10 protein-coding genes and 1 pseudogene are annotated in these 15,603 nt (G+C 42.7%); 4 read left to right on the top strand and 7 right to left on the bottom strand.

Annotation, left to right across the window (positions count from 1 at the left end; all coding sequences use genetic code 11):
- Window positions 1-5 precede the first annotated feature (5 nt).
- The 7 genes and pseudogenes from LXL81_RS05985 to LXL81_RS05955 all read right to left on the bottom strand — a co-directional run bounded on the left by LXL81_RS05985 (window position 6) and on the right by LXL81_RS05955 (window position 8,677).
- Window positions 6-3,272, bottom strand: a complete 3,267-nt coding sequence (locus LXL81_RS05985) for a TonB-dependent receptor (protein WP_234645801.1) — start codon at window positions 3,270-3,272, stop codon at window positions 6-8.
- A 390-nt stretch (window positions 3,273-3,662) separates the two neighbouring features.
- Window positions 3,663-3,899 carry a hypothetical protein gene (locus LXL81_RS05980; RefSeq protein ID WP_234645800.1) on the bottom strand — a complete coding sequence of 79 codons (237 nt, stop codon included), beginning with the start codon at window positions 3,897-3,899 and terminating at the stop codon, window positions 3,663-3,665.
- A gap of 143 nt (window positions 3,900-4,042) precedes the next feature.
- A pseudogene (locus tag LXL81_RS05975) lies at window positions 4,043-5,286 on the bottom strand (dipeptidase).
- A gap of 33 nt (window positions 5,287-5,319) precedes the next feature.
- Entirely contained in the window at window positions 5,320-5,736 is a 417-nt protein-coding gene (locus LXL81_RS05970) for a carboxypeptidase-like regulatory domain-containing protein (RefSeq protein WP_234645799.1), read from the bottom strand.
- A gap of 27 nt (window positions 5,737-5,763) precedes the next feature.
- Window positions 5,764-6,723 carry a cytochrome-c peroxidase gene (locus LXL81_RS05965; protein ID WP_234645798.1) on the bottom strand — a complete coding sequence of 320 codons (960 nt, stop codon included), beginning with the start codon at window positions 6,721-6,723 and terminating at the stop codon, window positions 5,764-5,766.
- Window positions 6,724-6,746: 23 nt separating this feature from the next.
- Window positions 6,747-7,205: a protein-disulfide reductase DsbD domain-containing protein gene (locus LXL81_RS05960; RefSeq protein WP_234645797.1), complete on the bottom strand. Its 459-nt coding sequence runs from the start codon at window positions 7,203-7,205 to the stop codon at window positions 6,747-6,749.
- A gap of 155 nt (window positions 7,206-7,360) precedes the next feature.
- On the bottom strand, window positions 7,361-8,677 hold the full coding sequence (locus LXL81_RS05955; RefSeq protein WP_234645796.1) for a peroxiredoxin: 1,317 nt from the start codon (window positions 8,675-8,677) through the stop codon (window positions 7,361-7,363).
- A gap of 305 nt (window positions 8,678-8,982) precedes the next feature.
- On the opposite strand from LXL81_RS05955, the gene LXL81_RS05950 reads away from it, so the two are divergent.
- The 4 genes from LXL81_RS05950 (at window position 8,983) to LXL81_RS05935 (ending at window position 15,190) form a co-directional block, all read left to right on the top strand.
- Window positions 8,983-10,293, top strand: a complete 1,311-nt coding sequence (locus tag LXL81_RS05950; RefSeq protein ID WP_234645795.1) for a hypothetical protein — start codon at window positions 8,983-8,985, stop codon at window positions 10,291-10,293.
- Between the two features lie 373 nt (window positions 10,294-10,666).
- Window positions 10,667-11,308 carry a YceI family protein gene (locus LXL81_RS05945; RefSeq protein ID WP_234645794.1) on the top strand — a complete coding sequence of 214 codons (642 nt, stop codon included), beginning with the start codon at window positions 10,667-10,669 and terminating at the stop codon, window positions 11,306-11,308.
- A 292-nt stretch (window positions 11,309-11,600) separates the two neighbouring features.
- On the top strand, window positions 11,601-14,354 hold the full coding sequence (locus LXL81_RS05940) for a TonB-dependent receptor (protein WP_234645793.1): 2,754 nt from the start codon (window positions 11,601-11,603) through the stop codon (window positions 14,352-14,354).
- A 26-nt stretch (window positions 14,355-14,380) separates the two neighbouring features.
- Window positions 14,381-15,190, top strand: a complete 810-nt coding sequence (locus LXL81_RS05935; RefSeq protein ID WP_234645792.1) for a DUF4397 domain-containing protein — start codon at window positions 14,381-14,383, stop codon at window positions 15,188-15,190.
- Window positions 15,191-15,603: the final 413 nt, after the last annotated feature.

Genomic DNA, 15,603 nt, shown 5'->3' with positions numbered 1-15,603 from the left:
TTCTGTTAAAAGCCTACATTAAGACCCACAGTGAAGGTTCTGGCCTGGCCGATCGAGTTTTTCTCGACACCCGGCGTAGTATTTGAATTTCCGTTTACCGACGACTCAGGATCAGTTCCTTTGTATTTTGTCCATAAAAAGCCGTTGGAAACCTGAGCATAGATCCGAATAGAACTGAAACCTTTATTAACAAAAATCGACGCAGGCAATCTGTAACCAAGCGATGCATTTTGCAAGCGAAGGAAATCAGCTTTCTCCGCATTGGTAGACACAGGAAAAGATGAACCGCTCGAAAGCTGATCGTTATAAACCAGTCTGGGCACGTCTGTAACATCACCTGGTTTTTGCCAGCGGGTCAGTATCTCGGTAGAGTTATTGTAAGCACGCTGATCCAAAAGTGTGGCACGGGTTCCGTTCATCACCAGGTTACCTCCTGAGTAAGATAAGTTAATGCCCAGGTCAAAGTTTCTGTATTTGAAATTATTAATAAAACCTCCATACCATTTTGGCAATGCATTTCCAATCAGGTAATAATCTGCACCGGTGATCGCCGCAGCTTTTGTATTATCCAGGTAGGTCCACTGGCTTTCACCCGCACCGACAACCTGGCTGTACTGCACTTTCTCACCTTTGGCATTGATAAAAATCCTGCGTCCATTCTCAGGGTTCACGCCATCTGTTTTTGCTCCGTACAAACTGCCGACGGAATAGCCGACCCGAGTAACATTGGTGGTTTCATAGGAAACGTGGGTTGTACCCACAATATCCGTATTCCCTTCTGCCAATGCTGTTACTTTATTGTTCAGCCTGGTATAATTCAATGACGCATTCCAGGTAAAATCACCTTTACGAATCAGATTGGCGATGATACCAAGTTCAATGCCCCGGTTATACATCGACCCTACATTCCCTAAAATAGCATTTCCGGGAATCCCTTTGGAAACTGCCTGAGGTGCACTCAGAATTAAACCGTTAACATTGTTATTGAAATAGGTAAGCTCAACCTGTATGCGGTCGTTCAGAATACCCAGATCAGCTCCGATATTGGTTTGGTCACTGGTTTCCCAGCCAAGTGCTGCATTTCCGGCCTGTGAGATCGCCGAGGTTGGAACACTGCCGTAGAGAGATCCGCTATAAAGTTCAAGAGAACTGTAAGAATTGCTCAAATTCCCATTTCCGACACGTCCCCAGCTGGCGCGCAACTTCACGTTATTCAACACAGAGGCAAAACCTGAATTTTTGTAAAAATCTTCCTCGGACAGTGCCCACCCACCTGAGATACCACCGAAGTTTCCATACTTCTTACCTGTACCCAGAGCTGAGTTCCCGTCGCGTCTGAAATTGAGCGTCAGGAAATATTTTTTGCTTAAATCGTAGGTAATCCTTGAAAAATAAGACAAGTAAGCGCGCTCGTTGATCTCATTATCCGATGCAGTAATGGAGCCCCAGTTTCCCTGATAATTCTGATAGAAAGGGTCAGAGGTTTGCGTCCGCGTTGCACCCCACGAAGAGTTATTAAATTTCTGTATATCATAACCGGCGAGCACAGTAATGGCATGTTTGCCGCCAAAAGTCTCTGAATAGTTCAAGGTGTTTGTCCAGTTCCAGCTATCACGGACAGCCGAAACGTTGGCGACAGACCCCTTACTTGAGTATCCATTTCCTTGTACAGGGCTGTCGAAACTTACGTTATCAGTCCGTAAACGGTCTACTGCATACGACGTATTAAAATCCAGATTTTTCAAAAGTTTTGCTGTTGCTCCAAAACTTGCTATAACCCGGTCATTTTCGGAAGTGTAACGGTTCAATTCCAAAAGTGCAACCGGGTTACCAAAGTTGCTGACAACTTTATTATTACCCATACCTATTGTATTCGGACTGGCTGTACTGATGTTATAACTTCCATCTTCATTGAAGGCGGGCACGTTGGGTGGTAATGAAATAGCCAGTCGGGCTGCACCTACCAGAAAGAAGTTAGAACCCGGCAATGAGCCGGCATAGGGAGACAGATTGTAGCTTGTATTGTAGGACACACTTCCTTTCAGTTTCAACCAACTATTAACAGTCTGATCGATGTTAAACCGTACTGCTTTTCTTTTAAATTCATTCTCTTCCAGAAATCCGTTTTGTTTCGTATAGTTAGCAGAGAAGTAATATTTAGTATTTTCTGTGCCCCCTGAAACGTTGACATTATGGTTTTGAGACACACCCTTTCTATAAATGTAGTCATACCAACGGGTATCAATAGGCGATCCGTCTGAACGGGTATTCGGAAAAAACAAAGCAGAAGCAACGTTATCATTGTTTGCGTTTCCACCTAAAATCTTGGCATTCAAAACCGCTTCATTTTTGATGGCAATGTATTGGTCTGCGTTTAAAAGTTTTGGCAATCGCACCACCTCAGATACACCCGCCCAGGTTTCGTAAGATATACGGGGCTTGCCCGCTTTTCCCCTTTTAGTCGTAATTAATAAAACTCCGGCCGCAGCTCGTGATCCGTAAATTGAAGTAGATGCTGCATCTTTCAGCACGTCAATTGACTCTATATCAGCCGGATTAATATCACCCAGAGGATTATTTGGCACGGCTGTACTGGAAGAAACGTTTCCGGTGTTAATAGGAATTCCATCAACAACCACCAACGGGTAAGAACTTAGTGAAATAGAATTTACACCACGAATCCTGATCACCGGCGGATTATTCAAAACTCCGTTAGGCTGTGCAATGCTGACTCCGGCCGCACGACCGGCAAGTGCCTGGTCAAAACTTTGTACAGGGTGCTCTTTGATTGCTTCCCCGGAGATCCGAACGGCCGAGCCTGTAAATTCTGCTTTGGTCTGAGTACCGTATCCTACCACCATTACCTCACTGAGTTGTTTTGCATCAGTAAGCAGTTCAATATCAAATCCTGCCTTGTCATTAGCGGATCGTTCAATGGGACTGTATCCGATAAAAGAAAAAACCAGCGTCGCATTATCGCTTACAGTTATAGTAAATTTTCCATCCCCGTTTGTGATGGTTCCATTGGAAGTCCCTTTTTCAAGGACAGAAACACCTGGTAAAAATCCACCCGATTCCTTATCCCGGATGGTTCCGGATATTATTTTCTCAATCGTTTTCGATTGCGTTTTATACGTCTTTGCGTGGTTACCTGCATCTTTGCTTTTTGCCAGGGCAGCATCCGGAACTAGAAAGATGGCAAGCGGAATGAAAATATGAGAAGGCCTTATTTTCAAAGTCCCCTGCAATATTGTGTAGAGTTTTTTTTGCATTTTTATTAAGATAAGGTAATGAATAATCCCTTCGAACGCCGGTATGCATGATAGCAGCCGTCGAAGTTCAACGCACGGAACAATGTCTAAACCAGCTCAGTGAAAAGCTTTACAATTAAGATTGATTTATGATCAGGCAGAAAATAGGTAAGGATTTAAATTAACAGCAACAATCAAGTTTGCAGAAGAGTAAACAAGAAATGGCTTCGAAGGAATAAATAATTTTGGAGTGTAAATGTTGTGATTTCATAAATTTTATGATTTTAACAATGACTCCTTACCCACAGGTGGTTTATAAGTAAAGACAATAAGTATACTTAGTTGATAGACAAAGTAAATTTAAAAAATTTATTAATGCTAACATTATTCCGAATTTATTTGTGTGATTTTTTAGCAGCCGATCTTTATTACAGACGCCAGAACCTTATAAGCGCGCATTCGTTTAACGATTGCTTTCAATCCTGTGTTGTCCGAAGTTTCGATGATCAGGGTCCCAACCAAATCTTTTCCTGTAAGTTTGAAGTTAAGATATTTTATTCTTGCACCATTAACAGACTCAACCATGGAAGTGATTTTGTAAAGATTTACCTGATGCGGGTAAATGATGTTAAGTTGGTGTGTCTTCATTATTTACCGCCATTTTTTTTAGGTTCACCGGCATTGTCCGCTGCGATGCCTTATCATTTTCAAAAATACTTCCATAAACAATTTTAAGACGTTAGATGACTTGCTGGCAGCAGATCCGTCATCCTTCCTTTGTTCAAACACTATTAATGTTTGCCGGCCTGCTCTTCCACTTCCTTAAATACCCGCAGGAAGTTTCCGCCCCAAAGTTTTTTGATATCCTCCCCTGAATATCCCCTTTTGACAAGTTCTTCGGTAATATTTGGCCCATCCCCAACATTGGTGTATCCCTGTACCCCACCACCGTGATTAAAATCTGCACTAAATCCCACGTGATCAATACCGATAAGTTTCACAGCATAATCAACCGATCGGAGATATTCTGACAGCTTAGCATATTTCCATTCGTTTCTTGAAAAGTTGAGATAGGCTTTCTGAAATTTTTCATATCCGGCAGCATCAAGTTTTTCCTTTGGATTGTCTTTTCCCACAACCAGACCTAAGGGTTCAAATATCTGTTTCTTATAATCTTCCTTTAAAGCGGCAGTGTCCTTCAAATAAGCAGCAAAAGCCACAATATGCACAACACCACCCTTGTCCGCGATAGCTTTAAGCTCAGCATCGGAAAGGTTACGCGTGTTATCCACAATACCGCGTACACCAGAATGTGACGCGATTACAGGTGCCTTACTTAGTTTCAGCGTCTGATAAAGCGCGTCCGATGTCAACTGAGAAACATCGATGATCACACCAAGCCGGTTCAGAATCGGAACTGCCTGTTTTCCAAGCTCCGTTAGGCCGCCGGCTTCGTCAGGTTTGTCTCCAAAACTTTCATTAGGACGGGATGAGTCAGTCCAATCGTTATTTCCGGCATGCGCAAAGCCAAAAAGTCTGACGCCCTGTTTGTAATATTGCCCGATCAGCGAGGTATCTTTTCCCAAAGAAGCGCATTCAAAAAGCTCAGCAGAATGCCGTGTTTTCCATCCTTTACCACTTTCTCAATATCTGCCGTTGACGCAACAAACTCCAGCTTATCAGGATGTTTATTGACAAAATCCTTTATTGACGTCAGTTTTGAATCAACCTGTTTTCTGGCAAGAATGATATTTTCGGGAGTTCTCCGCAATGGATCTGCGAATAGTGCGATGGTGGCAACATCCAGTTTCCCTTTCTCTAATTTGGCCAGATCAAACTGATCGACAGTCTCTGTTCCGGCATCATTTCCAGGTGCATCGAAATCAGCCCGGATATCAATATGCGGGTCGATGGTAATCGCTGACTTATGCAGCTCAGCAGTGTCTTGATCGGATAATTTGCTATCCGCTTTTTTGTGGCAGGCAAGATTAAGCGCAAGGCTTAAAACCAAAGAGGTAATGATTATTTTTTTCATTCTCAGATATTTTAAAGTTTAACCAGCCATTTTTTACTGTTCCGAAATCCTGTCCTTTTTCCATAACACATTGATTGATTTAGTATCAACCGCTGAATAAACTCCTTCCCTATGAGAGAAATTTGTCCGCACCGATCCTGTCTGCACTTCCGCTCTGCTTTTTGTTTCGAGACTGACTTCGTAGTTCCACCCGCTTCCTACAATCATTTCTTTGGTTTTAAAAAAGCGGGAGGAGACTTCAATCGTATCTCCTTCTGTAACGTGAAGATCAAAATAGCCGTCACTACCGGTTACTAAACCCTGATTTGAGCCTTTCACCCATACTACGATGCCCGGCAGCAATTCTCTGTTTTCCGTTGAGGTAACGATTCCAACAATCTTTTTTGTCTGAGCGCTGGCCTGGAGCGTTAGCACCAGAAGCAAAGATGTTATCAGATATTTTCCTGTCATGATAATATATTTAAAAATAAGTAAAAACTATTTTTTACGAAACCTGTCATCAGTAAGCGCTTCCAGAAAAGCAACGACATCATCAATTTCACCCTCGGATAGGTTCAGCGAACTGCCCAAAGACAAATCGCGGTTGATGCTGTTTTTAACAAACTTGTCGGGCGTGTTATAATACTCCACCACCTGTCGCAGGGTTTTAAACATAGCATTGTGCATATAGGGTGCAGTGACCGCGACGTTACGCAGACCGGGTATTTTGAAGACACCAATATGCGAACTATCCGAGGTTATTTTAAACCTGCCCGGATCTGTAAATTCCTTTCCATTGAATAATCCTATGCTTTTGAAGCGGTCGGCTGTGAAATCTTCGCCAGAGTGACAGGTTGAGCAATTGGCCTTACCGATAAACAGTATACGTCCTCTGATGGCTGACGGAGACATAGCCTTCTGATCGCCTTCCAGATACCGGTCATATGGAGTATTGGTTGTTTCCAGTGTTCGCTCAAAGGATGCAATAGCGCTCAAAAAGTTTTTGCTGTTTACTTCGCTTTTAAATATGCTTTGAAATGCTGCACTGTAAAAATCATTTTTTTTAAGTCTTTCAACCGCCTCTTCAATAGGCAGATCCATTTCATCGCGGGCAGAAAGCGGACCAAGTACCTGTTCTTCTAATGAAGCCGCCCTCCCATCCCAGAAAAACTCAGTCCTGCCTGATAAATTGGTCAGTGCCGGACTGTTGCGCGGAAGCAAAGTGCCCTTATCTCCTCTACTGAAAGCAGCTGAGTCTGCAAAAGCGAAATCAGGAATATGGCATGAAGCACAGCTGATGGCCATACCTTTGGATAATATGGGATCAAAGAACAGTTTTTCTCCAAGTTGTTCTTTGGTCAAAACTTCATTTTTTTCTTTTTGGGGCTGAAATGCAACAGTAAAAATAAATGCTACCGCACTCAACAATACCATTAAGTATTTTCGTGTCCTGAACATTGTTCTCTCTGTATGGTTGTGGATTAATTGACCTGGAAAGATTCTTCAAACGGAACGCATATGCCGTCTACGCTGCTGCATAAAAGCCCTTTGATAGTGCCCTTGACGATGAAATCTTTTTTTACCAGTTTGATTTTTTGTCTGAATTGTGCCTTTTCAGTAAAGTAGGTGTAGGCCACGTCCCAGGTCGGGTCGATTGTTTTTTTCGGTTCTACCGGGGTAATATCGCCGACAAGTTTGTATGCTTCATTTTTTTCGAAAACAAAGGTTGTCGGCAGCGGCCCGATATCACCCTTGAAATCAGAGGAATAAAGCTTCCAGTTTTTATCAATATCTGCAAAAAATATCACTTCAATTTCCTGACCGGATTTCGCAGCATTATTTGAAACAGAAACTTTCCATTTTGAGATTTCCTTATCTTTCTGACCAAACGCCAGCGTTGACAAGGATAAAAAAAATACAATAAGATTTATGTACTTCATGTTACTGAAATTTTAATTCGCTTAGTCTGTCAGGCTCCCGGGCCGGGAAACTCTGAGCAGATCTGAAAATTTTGGAAAGAATTTAAACAACTGCAAAGAACATTCTGGTCTCTGCAGTTGTTTCAGAATACTTCGTACTTAGGGGAAATCCGTTATTATTTTGAGCCTTTTACTTCCGGGTTCTTATTCAAAGAAGTAAACGTAGCCGGTACTGGTTCTGCTAAAAGCTCATCAAGATCCTTATTCCATTTGGCCACATAGTCCTTGAAGTACTGACCGGTTACCTCACCTGTATATCCTGTATGAATCTGACGGACATCACCTTTGCGGTCAATCAAAATGGTTGTCGGGAAGGCCATCATACGGTTAAGTGCAGGAAGTTTTTCTGACGCTACCTTTTTATCCGCAATGCCCCCGAAAAGAATATCATATTCAATTCCATATTTCTTTTTCAGTGTACCCAGTGTATATTTTGCATATTCGAGATCGTCCTTTTGTTCGAATCCGATAGCAATAGCTTCTACACCACGTGCCTTATTGGCCTTAAACCAGGGAGAAAGAAATGCAGTCTGATCGGTGCAGTTCGGGCACCAGGTGCCAACAATCTCAACGATGACAACTTTGCCTTTGTATTTGTCATCACTCAATGAAACCTGTTTACCGTTCAGGTCAGGAAGTGTAAAATCAAGCTTGCTATACCCTTCTTTCAAATGTGTCAATTTGTATGGATCCGGCAGGGCAGCCTGGTCATTTTTGCTCCCTTCAAATTTAGTATTGTCATAAATCCCGGAGCTTATCACACCTGTTATTGAGCCGTCTTCGTTGATTTTTCCCTTGTAAACTCTTGGGTTAGGGCCAGAGAAGTGTGATAACACAAATTCATCGCCCTGCACAACACCTTCCAGCTCGCGGCTATCGCCAACTGTTGACATAATTACACCAGTGAGCTTGTTACCCTCCTGTTTAAGTAATGCAACATTATCTGGCATTTTGGCTTTACTCAAAACCTGTAAATCCCACTTGCCCGATAAATTATGCTTCGTTGGCTGTTCTTTTCCTTTTTCAACAAAACGATAATCTTTACCATACTCAGCCGAAAAAGGGAGCGAGCTTCCGCGAAATCCGGGAACAAGGCTTCGGTATTCTCCGGTTATCTTACCATCAGATTCAACGTTGGCAACAAGCGCGGCATCGTAGGTATTCATTTTCACAAAAATAGAATCGCCGGAAAGTTTTGTCACTTTAAAATCATCACGGCGCGAACCGTTCAGAAGCGTCAGAACCGGATGCTCTTTGTCCTTCGCGTTGTATTCAAAGTTGAAAGGAATATGCGTTTCACTGATCACAAATTCACCTCGCCAGATTCCTTGTTTTGGAGCTTTTGCTCCGGGGTTTTCAGCTGCATTGGCAAGACTGGAAAAAATGGTGACGCCTGCAAAAGCCACCGCCTTCATCTGATTGTTGATTTTCATACAAATAGATTTTTTTAATAGAATAAAAAGTTAACTATATAGCCTTGCCGGATTGCTCCGGAAGAACCCGCACATAACCGGAAACATTTGCAGGATTTTTTCCGGTGTAAAAGTTAACCAATCAAAGGTGGTTTTTAATCAGTCGTTGTCTTAACGTGTTGCAAATATAAAGCAGGAAAATAAGATAACAATCATTTGTCTATTAATTTTATAGACTTTGTAGAATTAATCCGTTTTCATACCACCAAAACGCTTGCAGGGTATTTTTATCAGCTATACTTTTGCCGAAACACTAAATAATTATTATGTCTGTACAAGATTCCCCGAAGACCTCTTCCGGCTGGGAAGGGTATGAAAAAATCGCTTTACGAACAGCGCTGATTTATGCGGTTATCAGCACAATTCCATTTACACCTGAATTTTACACCCAGGATTTCGATGCAGGTTTTAACGTAAATTCGTATTTCTTCCGATGGTTTGATGCCATTTCTCAAAACAAGCCCTGGTTTTTTGCCAGCCAGGAAGGGAAGAATTATACCGGTTGGTTTATCACAGTACTGGTATGTGCAGTTGCCGGTTTCCTTTGGAATATTCTGGACAAAAACCGCAAGGATTATGAAAAGTTACACTATTGGTTTTATGTCGCAGCCCGGTACGGAATTGCCTTGCGAATGTCATGGTTTGCATGGGCAAAGGTATTCCCCGTGCAAATGCCTTTTCCAACAATCAGCCAGCTGAACACGAACCTTGGGGATTTTACGCCTGGTAAACTTTATTGGCTCACAACAGGTGTTTCTCCGTTTTTTGAAGTTTTTGCAGGTGTTTTCGAATTATTGGCAACCATTCTGCTTTTATCCAGAAGAACCACCACCGCAGGCGCGCTAATGATGATTGCTATACTGGTTCCAATCTGGTTTGTGAATATTGGCTATGATGCCGGTGTTGAGCTGACAAGTCTTCATATTTTAAGCCTTTCCCTTTTACTGTTGGTGAGAGACAGCAAAAAATTCTACCAAATTCTGATCGAACATAAAGCAGTTGCCTTGACTTATGTTCCTGAAATCAAGTTTCATAGTGACTGGAAAAACAAAACACGGCTTGTTTTAAAATATGGTTTTATATTGATTTTCATCGTTTACCGCGGTTTTGGTTATGGCAACCTTTATGCTAACGGGAAGTCCTTCAAACTTCCGCTTGACGATGGCCTTGCTGACGTCAGCGGATTCTACGATGTCTCTGAGTTCAAGATCAACAACCAGATTATCCCCTACTCAGCCGGTGATACATTGCGCTGGCAAAATGTCATTTTCGAAAAATTCAATAGTATCAGTGTCAAAATCGATAAACCCTTTCAGGTCAACACCAAAAATTCTGTTCGGACAACCGAGTTTTATGGTAGTATCGGGCGGTATTATTATGGCTATAAGGCAGATACAGTAAAGCAAATTTTTACGCTGTTTAATCGGGCAGATACCGCCAGTAAGCTTGTATTACATTACGACCGTCCGGACGAAAAACATTTTGTTTTATCTGGTATAAACGAGCGCGCCGACTCAGTTTACGTAGTTTTGACCAAAATAGACAAAAAATATCCCCTTGCACAGAAGCGTAAATAGTGGAAGGAAAAAGGATTGCCCTGGTGGTATTATCCCCGATTTCTTTTAAATTAGTTCTATTAATTTTTTCAAATCTGAAAATCTTACACTTACCTTTGTAACGTCCTGGGACAATCTGCGAAATAACCAGAAAGCCGGAAGAAATAATCACATCACTTTCGATCTCTGAAAATAAGAAAAATCCGATAACCACCTGCCGGACCTAATTGAAGTCACCATCCGCACGACTGTAAAGACTTTTCGACAACAGTCTGGCCAAATTAGTTTAAGATTTATACGTTAAAGTAACCCTTATCTGGTTTAAAAAATTACATATTATAATTAGTATACTAAATCAATAGATTAACTATTTTATTAACAAAACTTACTCTTTATGAAAACGATTGTATTATCTCTGATTTCTTTGACCGCGTCTGCTTTCCTGGCCTTTTCCGGTCCAACGGATAAAAAAGTGAAGAATGTTTCTTATCTGGTCAATGCACAACAAAGCAAACTGGTCTGGAACGCCAAGAAAGTAACCGGAGAACACGTTGGAACGGCTCCTGTGAAAAGTGGACAATTGAATTTAAGTGGTGGCAAATTAACTGTTGGAAATGTCGAGATTAACCTCAAAGACCTTGTTGTAACAGATATCAAAGATCCTGAATATAATGCAAAACTTGTTAGTCATTTAAAGAACGACGATTTTTTTGCTGTTGAGAAATTTCCGGTTGCTAAACTTGAAATCGTTTCCGCAACTCCGGCAGGTACAAATAAATTCACTGTTAAAGGGAAATTAACGATCAAGGGTATCACCAAAGACGTAACCTTCCCGGCCAATATCAACGCCGATGACAAAAAACTGACGGCTAATGCTAAACTAGCTATTGACCGTACTCAGTATGGCATTCGTTACAATTCCAAAAGTTTCTTTTCATCCATTGGCGACAAAGCAATCGAAGACAACTTTAATCTGGATGTTTCACTGGTTGCGGATGTGTCCGCTGCCTCTGCCAAATCAGCTGCCAGTAAATAATTTACTTATTCATTCTCTTAATACTCCTCAATTCGGCGGTGTGCCGGCCAAAGGCAAATGCCTGATGTTATACTGAGAAGGTTTGGTTATTTCCGGGACTGCAGGCTCTCCGGTATATCTTCATCTAACAGTTTTAACAGGGGCTGCACATCGCCGAATTGCAAAAATCAACTTTACGTATAATAACTACCGGACAGGTACGATGCGTATCAAACAGCATCATCATACCTCCGTGTCATCATTATTTTGCCATATCCGGCTTACCGCTCACCCTGCGTAATTATTCAATTTTATGAAAAAATTTATCCTACTATTTTTTCTGCTGGCATCTCTATCTTCATTTGCACAGCAGCGAATTCTTTCCGGATCCGTTCGCACTACCGAAGACAACAGCCCCTTGCCTGGCGTAAATGTTTCCATCAAAGGAAGCAGGCAAGGCACTATTACTGATGCAAATGGACAATTCACGCTCGGTATTGTAAAGGGCGAAACGCTGGTATTTTCCTTTATCGGGTTTATAGCGCAGGAAATTCCGGTTGGAGCATCCAACGAATACAATGTCACGCTCGCACCCAGTACACACACGCTAGGGGAAGTGCAGGTAGTTGGCTCCCGGAATGCAAACCGTACAAAACTGGACTCACCTGTCCCGGTTGATGTGATTGATATAAAATCACTTCTGGAATCCGCTCCTCAGGTTAGCATTACGCAATTGCTTCAATATGTTTCTCCCTCGTTCCACTCGGTGAATGGTAGTAATGCCGGTGATGCGGGTTCTGCATTGAATTTATCTCAGCTTCGTGGCCTTGGCGTTGATCAGGTGCTTGTTTTGGTGAATGGAAAACGGCGTCATAAAAGCGCCAATATAAACTGGGGCGGATTAGGAAACGGAGCAACAGGTTATGATTTGAACTCCATCCCGACAGCTTCTATCCAACGGGTTGAGATACTGCGTGACGGCGCGGCGGCTCAATACGGTTCTGACGCGATTGCCGGAGTAATTAATATTGTTTTAAACAAAAACGTAGATCAGCTCACACTTAGTTCTACGGCCAGTACAAGGCGCCGCGGCGATGGTACAACCACACGGACAAATGCCAATTATGGATTTGCGCTGGGAAAAAACGGTGGTTATCTGAACACGACTGCCGAATTTGCCACGCAGGCCATATCACTTTTACCCGGAAACGACGAGGCTGGACTTTATCTGGGACCAATTTATGGCGGTGGAGCCAATACAAGAGCTTATGACGCGATTTACACCAAAGAAATCGACGAAAAGATTTTAGCGGACCGTGGTTTGGACCGTCATCATTTCGACCGGCGCGGGGGCGGATCCAACAAAGCGAAAGATGCCCTTTTGTTTTTTAATGCCGCCATTCCGCTAGCACAGAATGCAGAGGTATATGCCTTTGGAGGCATCAGCCATCGGAATTCACAATTTACAGCGGTTTACCGGCTTCCCGGATGGACAGAGCGAAATAATGCATTTTTATATCCCGACGGTTTTTTACCGGCAATGGAAAACATAATTACCGACAAATCATTTGCAGTTGGCATCAAAGGCAAAATCCGCAACTGGGCCGTTGATATATCGAACGTATATGGAAAAAATAACTTTGGAAATGTGATCACAAATTCCCTCAACGCCAGCCTGGGCCTCAGAACACCAACAACATTTGACGCAGGGAGTTACAACGCAAGCCAAAATACGGGAAGTATCGATATCAGCCGCTATTTTGACAAAGCCCTGAAGGGCATTAACGTAGCTTTCGGCGCGCAGTACCGTGTCGAAACTTACCAGATCGTTGCGGGCGAAGAAGCATCTTATTCAAAAGCGGATCTGCGTACTGTGTTTGGACTGGATACAACGGCAAACGGCATTGTTTATACAACAAAAGAAGGTAGTATCGGGCTTAACGGGCTGTCGCCCGGATCACAAATTCATGCTGGTTTCAGACCCGAAAATGCCGTTAATGTAAACCGCTCAATTCTGGCCGGATATGCCGATGTGGAAGTTAATTTTACCCGGAACTGGCTTGTCTCAGGTGCTTTGCGACTGGAAAATTTCTCTGCACTGGGTAACGTAACGACTTATAAGATTGCTACAAAATACAGCATTACCGACTGGCTGGGCATCAGAGGGTCGCACAATACTGGTTTTCGGGCGCCGGATCTTGCACAATATTATTATACAGAAACCTCAACCAGCTTTCAGCAGGGAAGAGCGATAGATCAGGTAACAGCCTCGAACCAAAGTGCTGCAACACGTGCACTCGGTTTCCCCACGCTGACGCCTGAAAAATCAAAGGGTTATACCCTGGGTATTACAACCCAGCCTTTCAGAAACTTCGAGTTCACAGCTGATGCCTACCAGGTGGACGTGAACAACCGGGTAGGGAATACCGGAAATTTCTCGGCAACGGATGTTAATTTACCGTTAGAAGTCAGAAATTTATTTGTGCAGACCGGAACTACCCAAGCGAAATTTTTCTATAACTCATTCAGCACCCGTACCAAAGGACTGGAATTGACGGGAAGCTACAAAACACCATTCCGACGTGGCGCACTCACCTTACTTTTTGGCGCTAATTTCGTCAGCACTCAGGTTACCTATGTGAACACTCCGAAAGGTCTGGAAGCATATCGCTATATTATTTTTAATGACGGAGAAAAAGCAAGGGTTACATCCAACATTCCGGGCAAAAAGATCAATTTACAGGGAACATTCAAGACCGGAAAACTTACTTATATGGCCAGGGCCATTTATTTCGGATCGGTAACCAATGCCTCTGCTTTGAATGCAACCTTCCCTAAACCGGACTATTTCTTTCAAAAGTTAAAACCAATATGGGTGGTGGATGCCTCTTTGGCTTATTCGTTTTCAAAAATCCTTCAGGGCACTCTTGGTGTAAACAACGCCTTCAATCAGTTGGGTGACTATTCAGATCAGAAACTTAATGCGCTAAGCAAACCATCCATTATCGGTATTCAAAATGGCAGTGCTGGCATTCAGCCATTCATCAGGATTACGGCCAGACTTTAATGACAAATCCAATAACATCGATACTTATGAATCATAACAGATTACTTCCATCAGGTTCACTTTTCAGAAAAGCTATCATCGCAGCTGTACTGCTTACAGGCTTTTCGTCCTGCAAAGACACAGACTACCTGGATGTAGATGCGGCAGATCGGCCGGCTTTGAGTGCATTTATCAGTTTTGTTAATGCCAGACCGATTAACACAGCACTTAACTTCTGGACTTTTACCGATAAGATAACACCCAGCGCGATCGCTATCAATGAGGCGTCAGCTTACTATCCAACCGTTTTTGGCAATGTCCAGATCAACTTTACCGAAGGCAACAATACAAGTTATAAGGCCTCGTACCAGTTCGGAAACAGTGCTGCTTTTTCTGCAACCGGGCGGCCTAACGGACCCATCGCTACTTTTTATCACACGGTTGTAGCGGCAAGGACAAGCAATAACAAAGCAGATTCACTGATTTTATTTTATGACGACCTGACAGCGCCCGATGCGCAGAAAGCTAAACTTCGGTTCGTGAATCTTTCACCAGAAACCGGTGCTGTAAATGTTTTAAATGGGAAAACAGCTTTGTTCAGCAATGTGGCTTATGGCAGAGCAGCTAACTCTTCGCTAGCCGGAGAAACGCTTAGCGCATGGACCCTGGGTCCATTTCAAAATGTCAGTCCGGGCAAATACGATTTGAATTTTACCAATGCAGTCAGCGGCAACACTACCGGCAGCTCAACCTCTGTAACACTGGAAGCTGGTAAAGTATATACTGTATTCACCCACGGACTCCTAAGTGGATCTCCCGCTTTCGGAGTAAAAGTACTGGAACATCCGGTTAAGTAAAATGGCGACGATTCGAAACCACCCGGAATATTTTCGGGTGTTTTTTTTCCAATCAATATGTTGTAAAAATTCTGTTACGCAGTTGGCCTGTCAAAAACTTTAAAGTATCGCCTATGGGGTCAGGAGACAACTTAGCTTGCCTGCCAGGGGTTGGATGGCCTGCAAACCCTGATTTGTAATATCGATTATTTCAAAAAATCGATATTACTTTTTCCACTTTTGACAGCACCTTTCCTAAGCTTTGATTTCTAAAGACTGTCTGCTGTAAAAACGATTGGTATAACTAAGAAATGTTTAATGTGGGAAACAGTAGTGTCGTGGCTGAGGGAGTCGTTTTTTTTACTCCTAGGCTATACTTTCAATTTAGAATATAATACAAGAAGCAAATATAACTACGGCTTTTATATATTGCA

This window comes from Dyadobacter sp. CY356, assembly GCF_021440195.1.
GTDB lineage: Bacteria > Bacteroidota > Bacteroidia > Cytophagales > Spirosomataceae > Dyadobacter.
This window is presented reverse-complemented; position numbering and strand designations above follow the sequence as displayed.

Coding starts and splice junctions, on each gene's coding strand:
- LXL81_RS05985 (WP_234645801.1), bottom strand. CDS start 3,272: ATGCAAAAAAAACTCTACACAATATTGCAGGGGACTTTGAAAATAAGG.
- LXL81_RS05980 (WP_234645800.1), bottom strand. CDS start 3,899: ATGAAGACACACCAACTTAACATCATTTACCCGCATCAGGTAAATCTT.
- LXL81_RS05970 (WP_234645799.1), bottom strand. CDS start 5,736: ATGACAGGAAAATATCTGATAACATCTTTGCTTCTGGTGCTAACGCTC.
- LXL81_RS05965 (WP_234645798.1), bottom strand. CDS start 6,723: ATGTTCAGGACACGAAAATACTTAATGGTATTGTTGAGTGCGGTAGCA.
- LXL81_RS05960 (WP_234645797.1), bottom strand. CDS start 7,205: ATGAAGTACATAAATCTTATTGTATTTTTTTTATCCTTGTCAACGCTG.
- LXL81_RS05955 (WP_234645796.1), bottom strand. CDS start 8,677: ATGAAAATCAACAATCAGATGAAGGCGGTGGCTTTTGCAGGCGTCACC.
- LXL81_RS05950 (WP_234645795.1), top strand. CDS start 8,983: ATGTCTGTACAAGATTCCCCGAAGACCTCTTCCGGCTGGGAAGGGTAT.
- LXL81_RS05945 (WP_234645794.1), top strand. CDS start 10,667: ATGAAAACGATTGTATTATCTCTGATTTCTTTGACCGCGTCTGCTTTC.
- LXL81_RS05940 (WP_234645793.1), top strand. CDS start 11,601: ATGAAAAAATTTATCCTACTATTTTTTCTGCTGGCATCTCTATCTTCA.
- LXL81_RS05935 (WP_234645792.1), top strand. CDS start 14,381: ATGAATCATAACAGATTACTTCCATCAGGTTCACTTTTCAGAAAAGCT.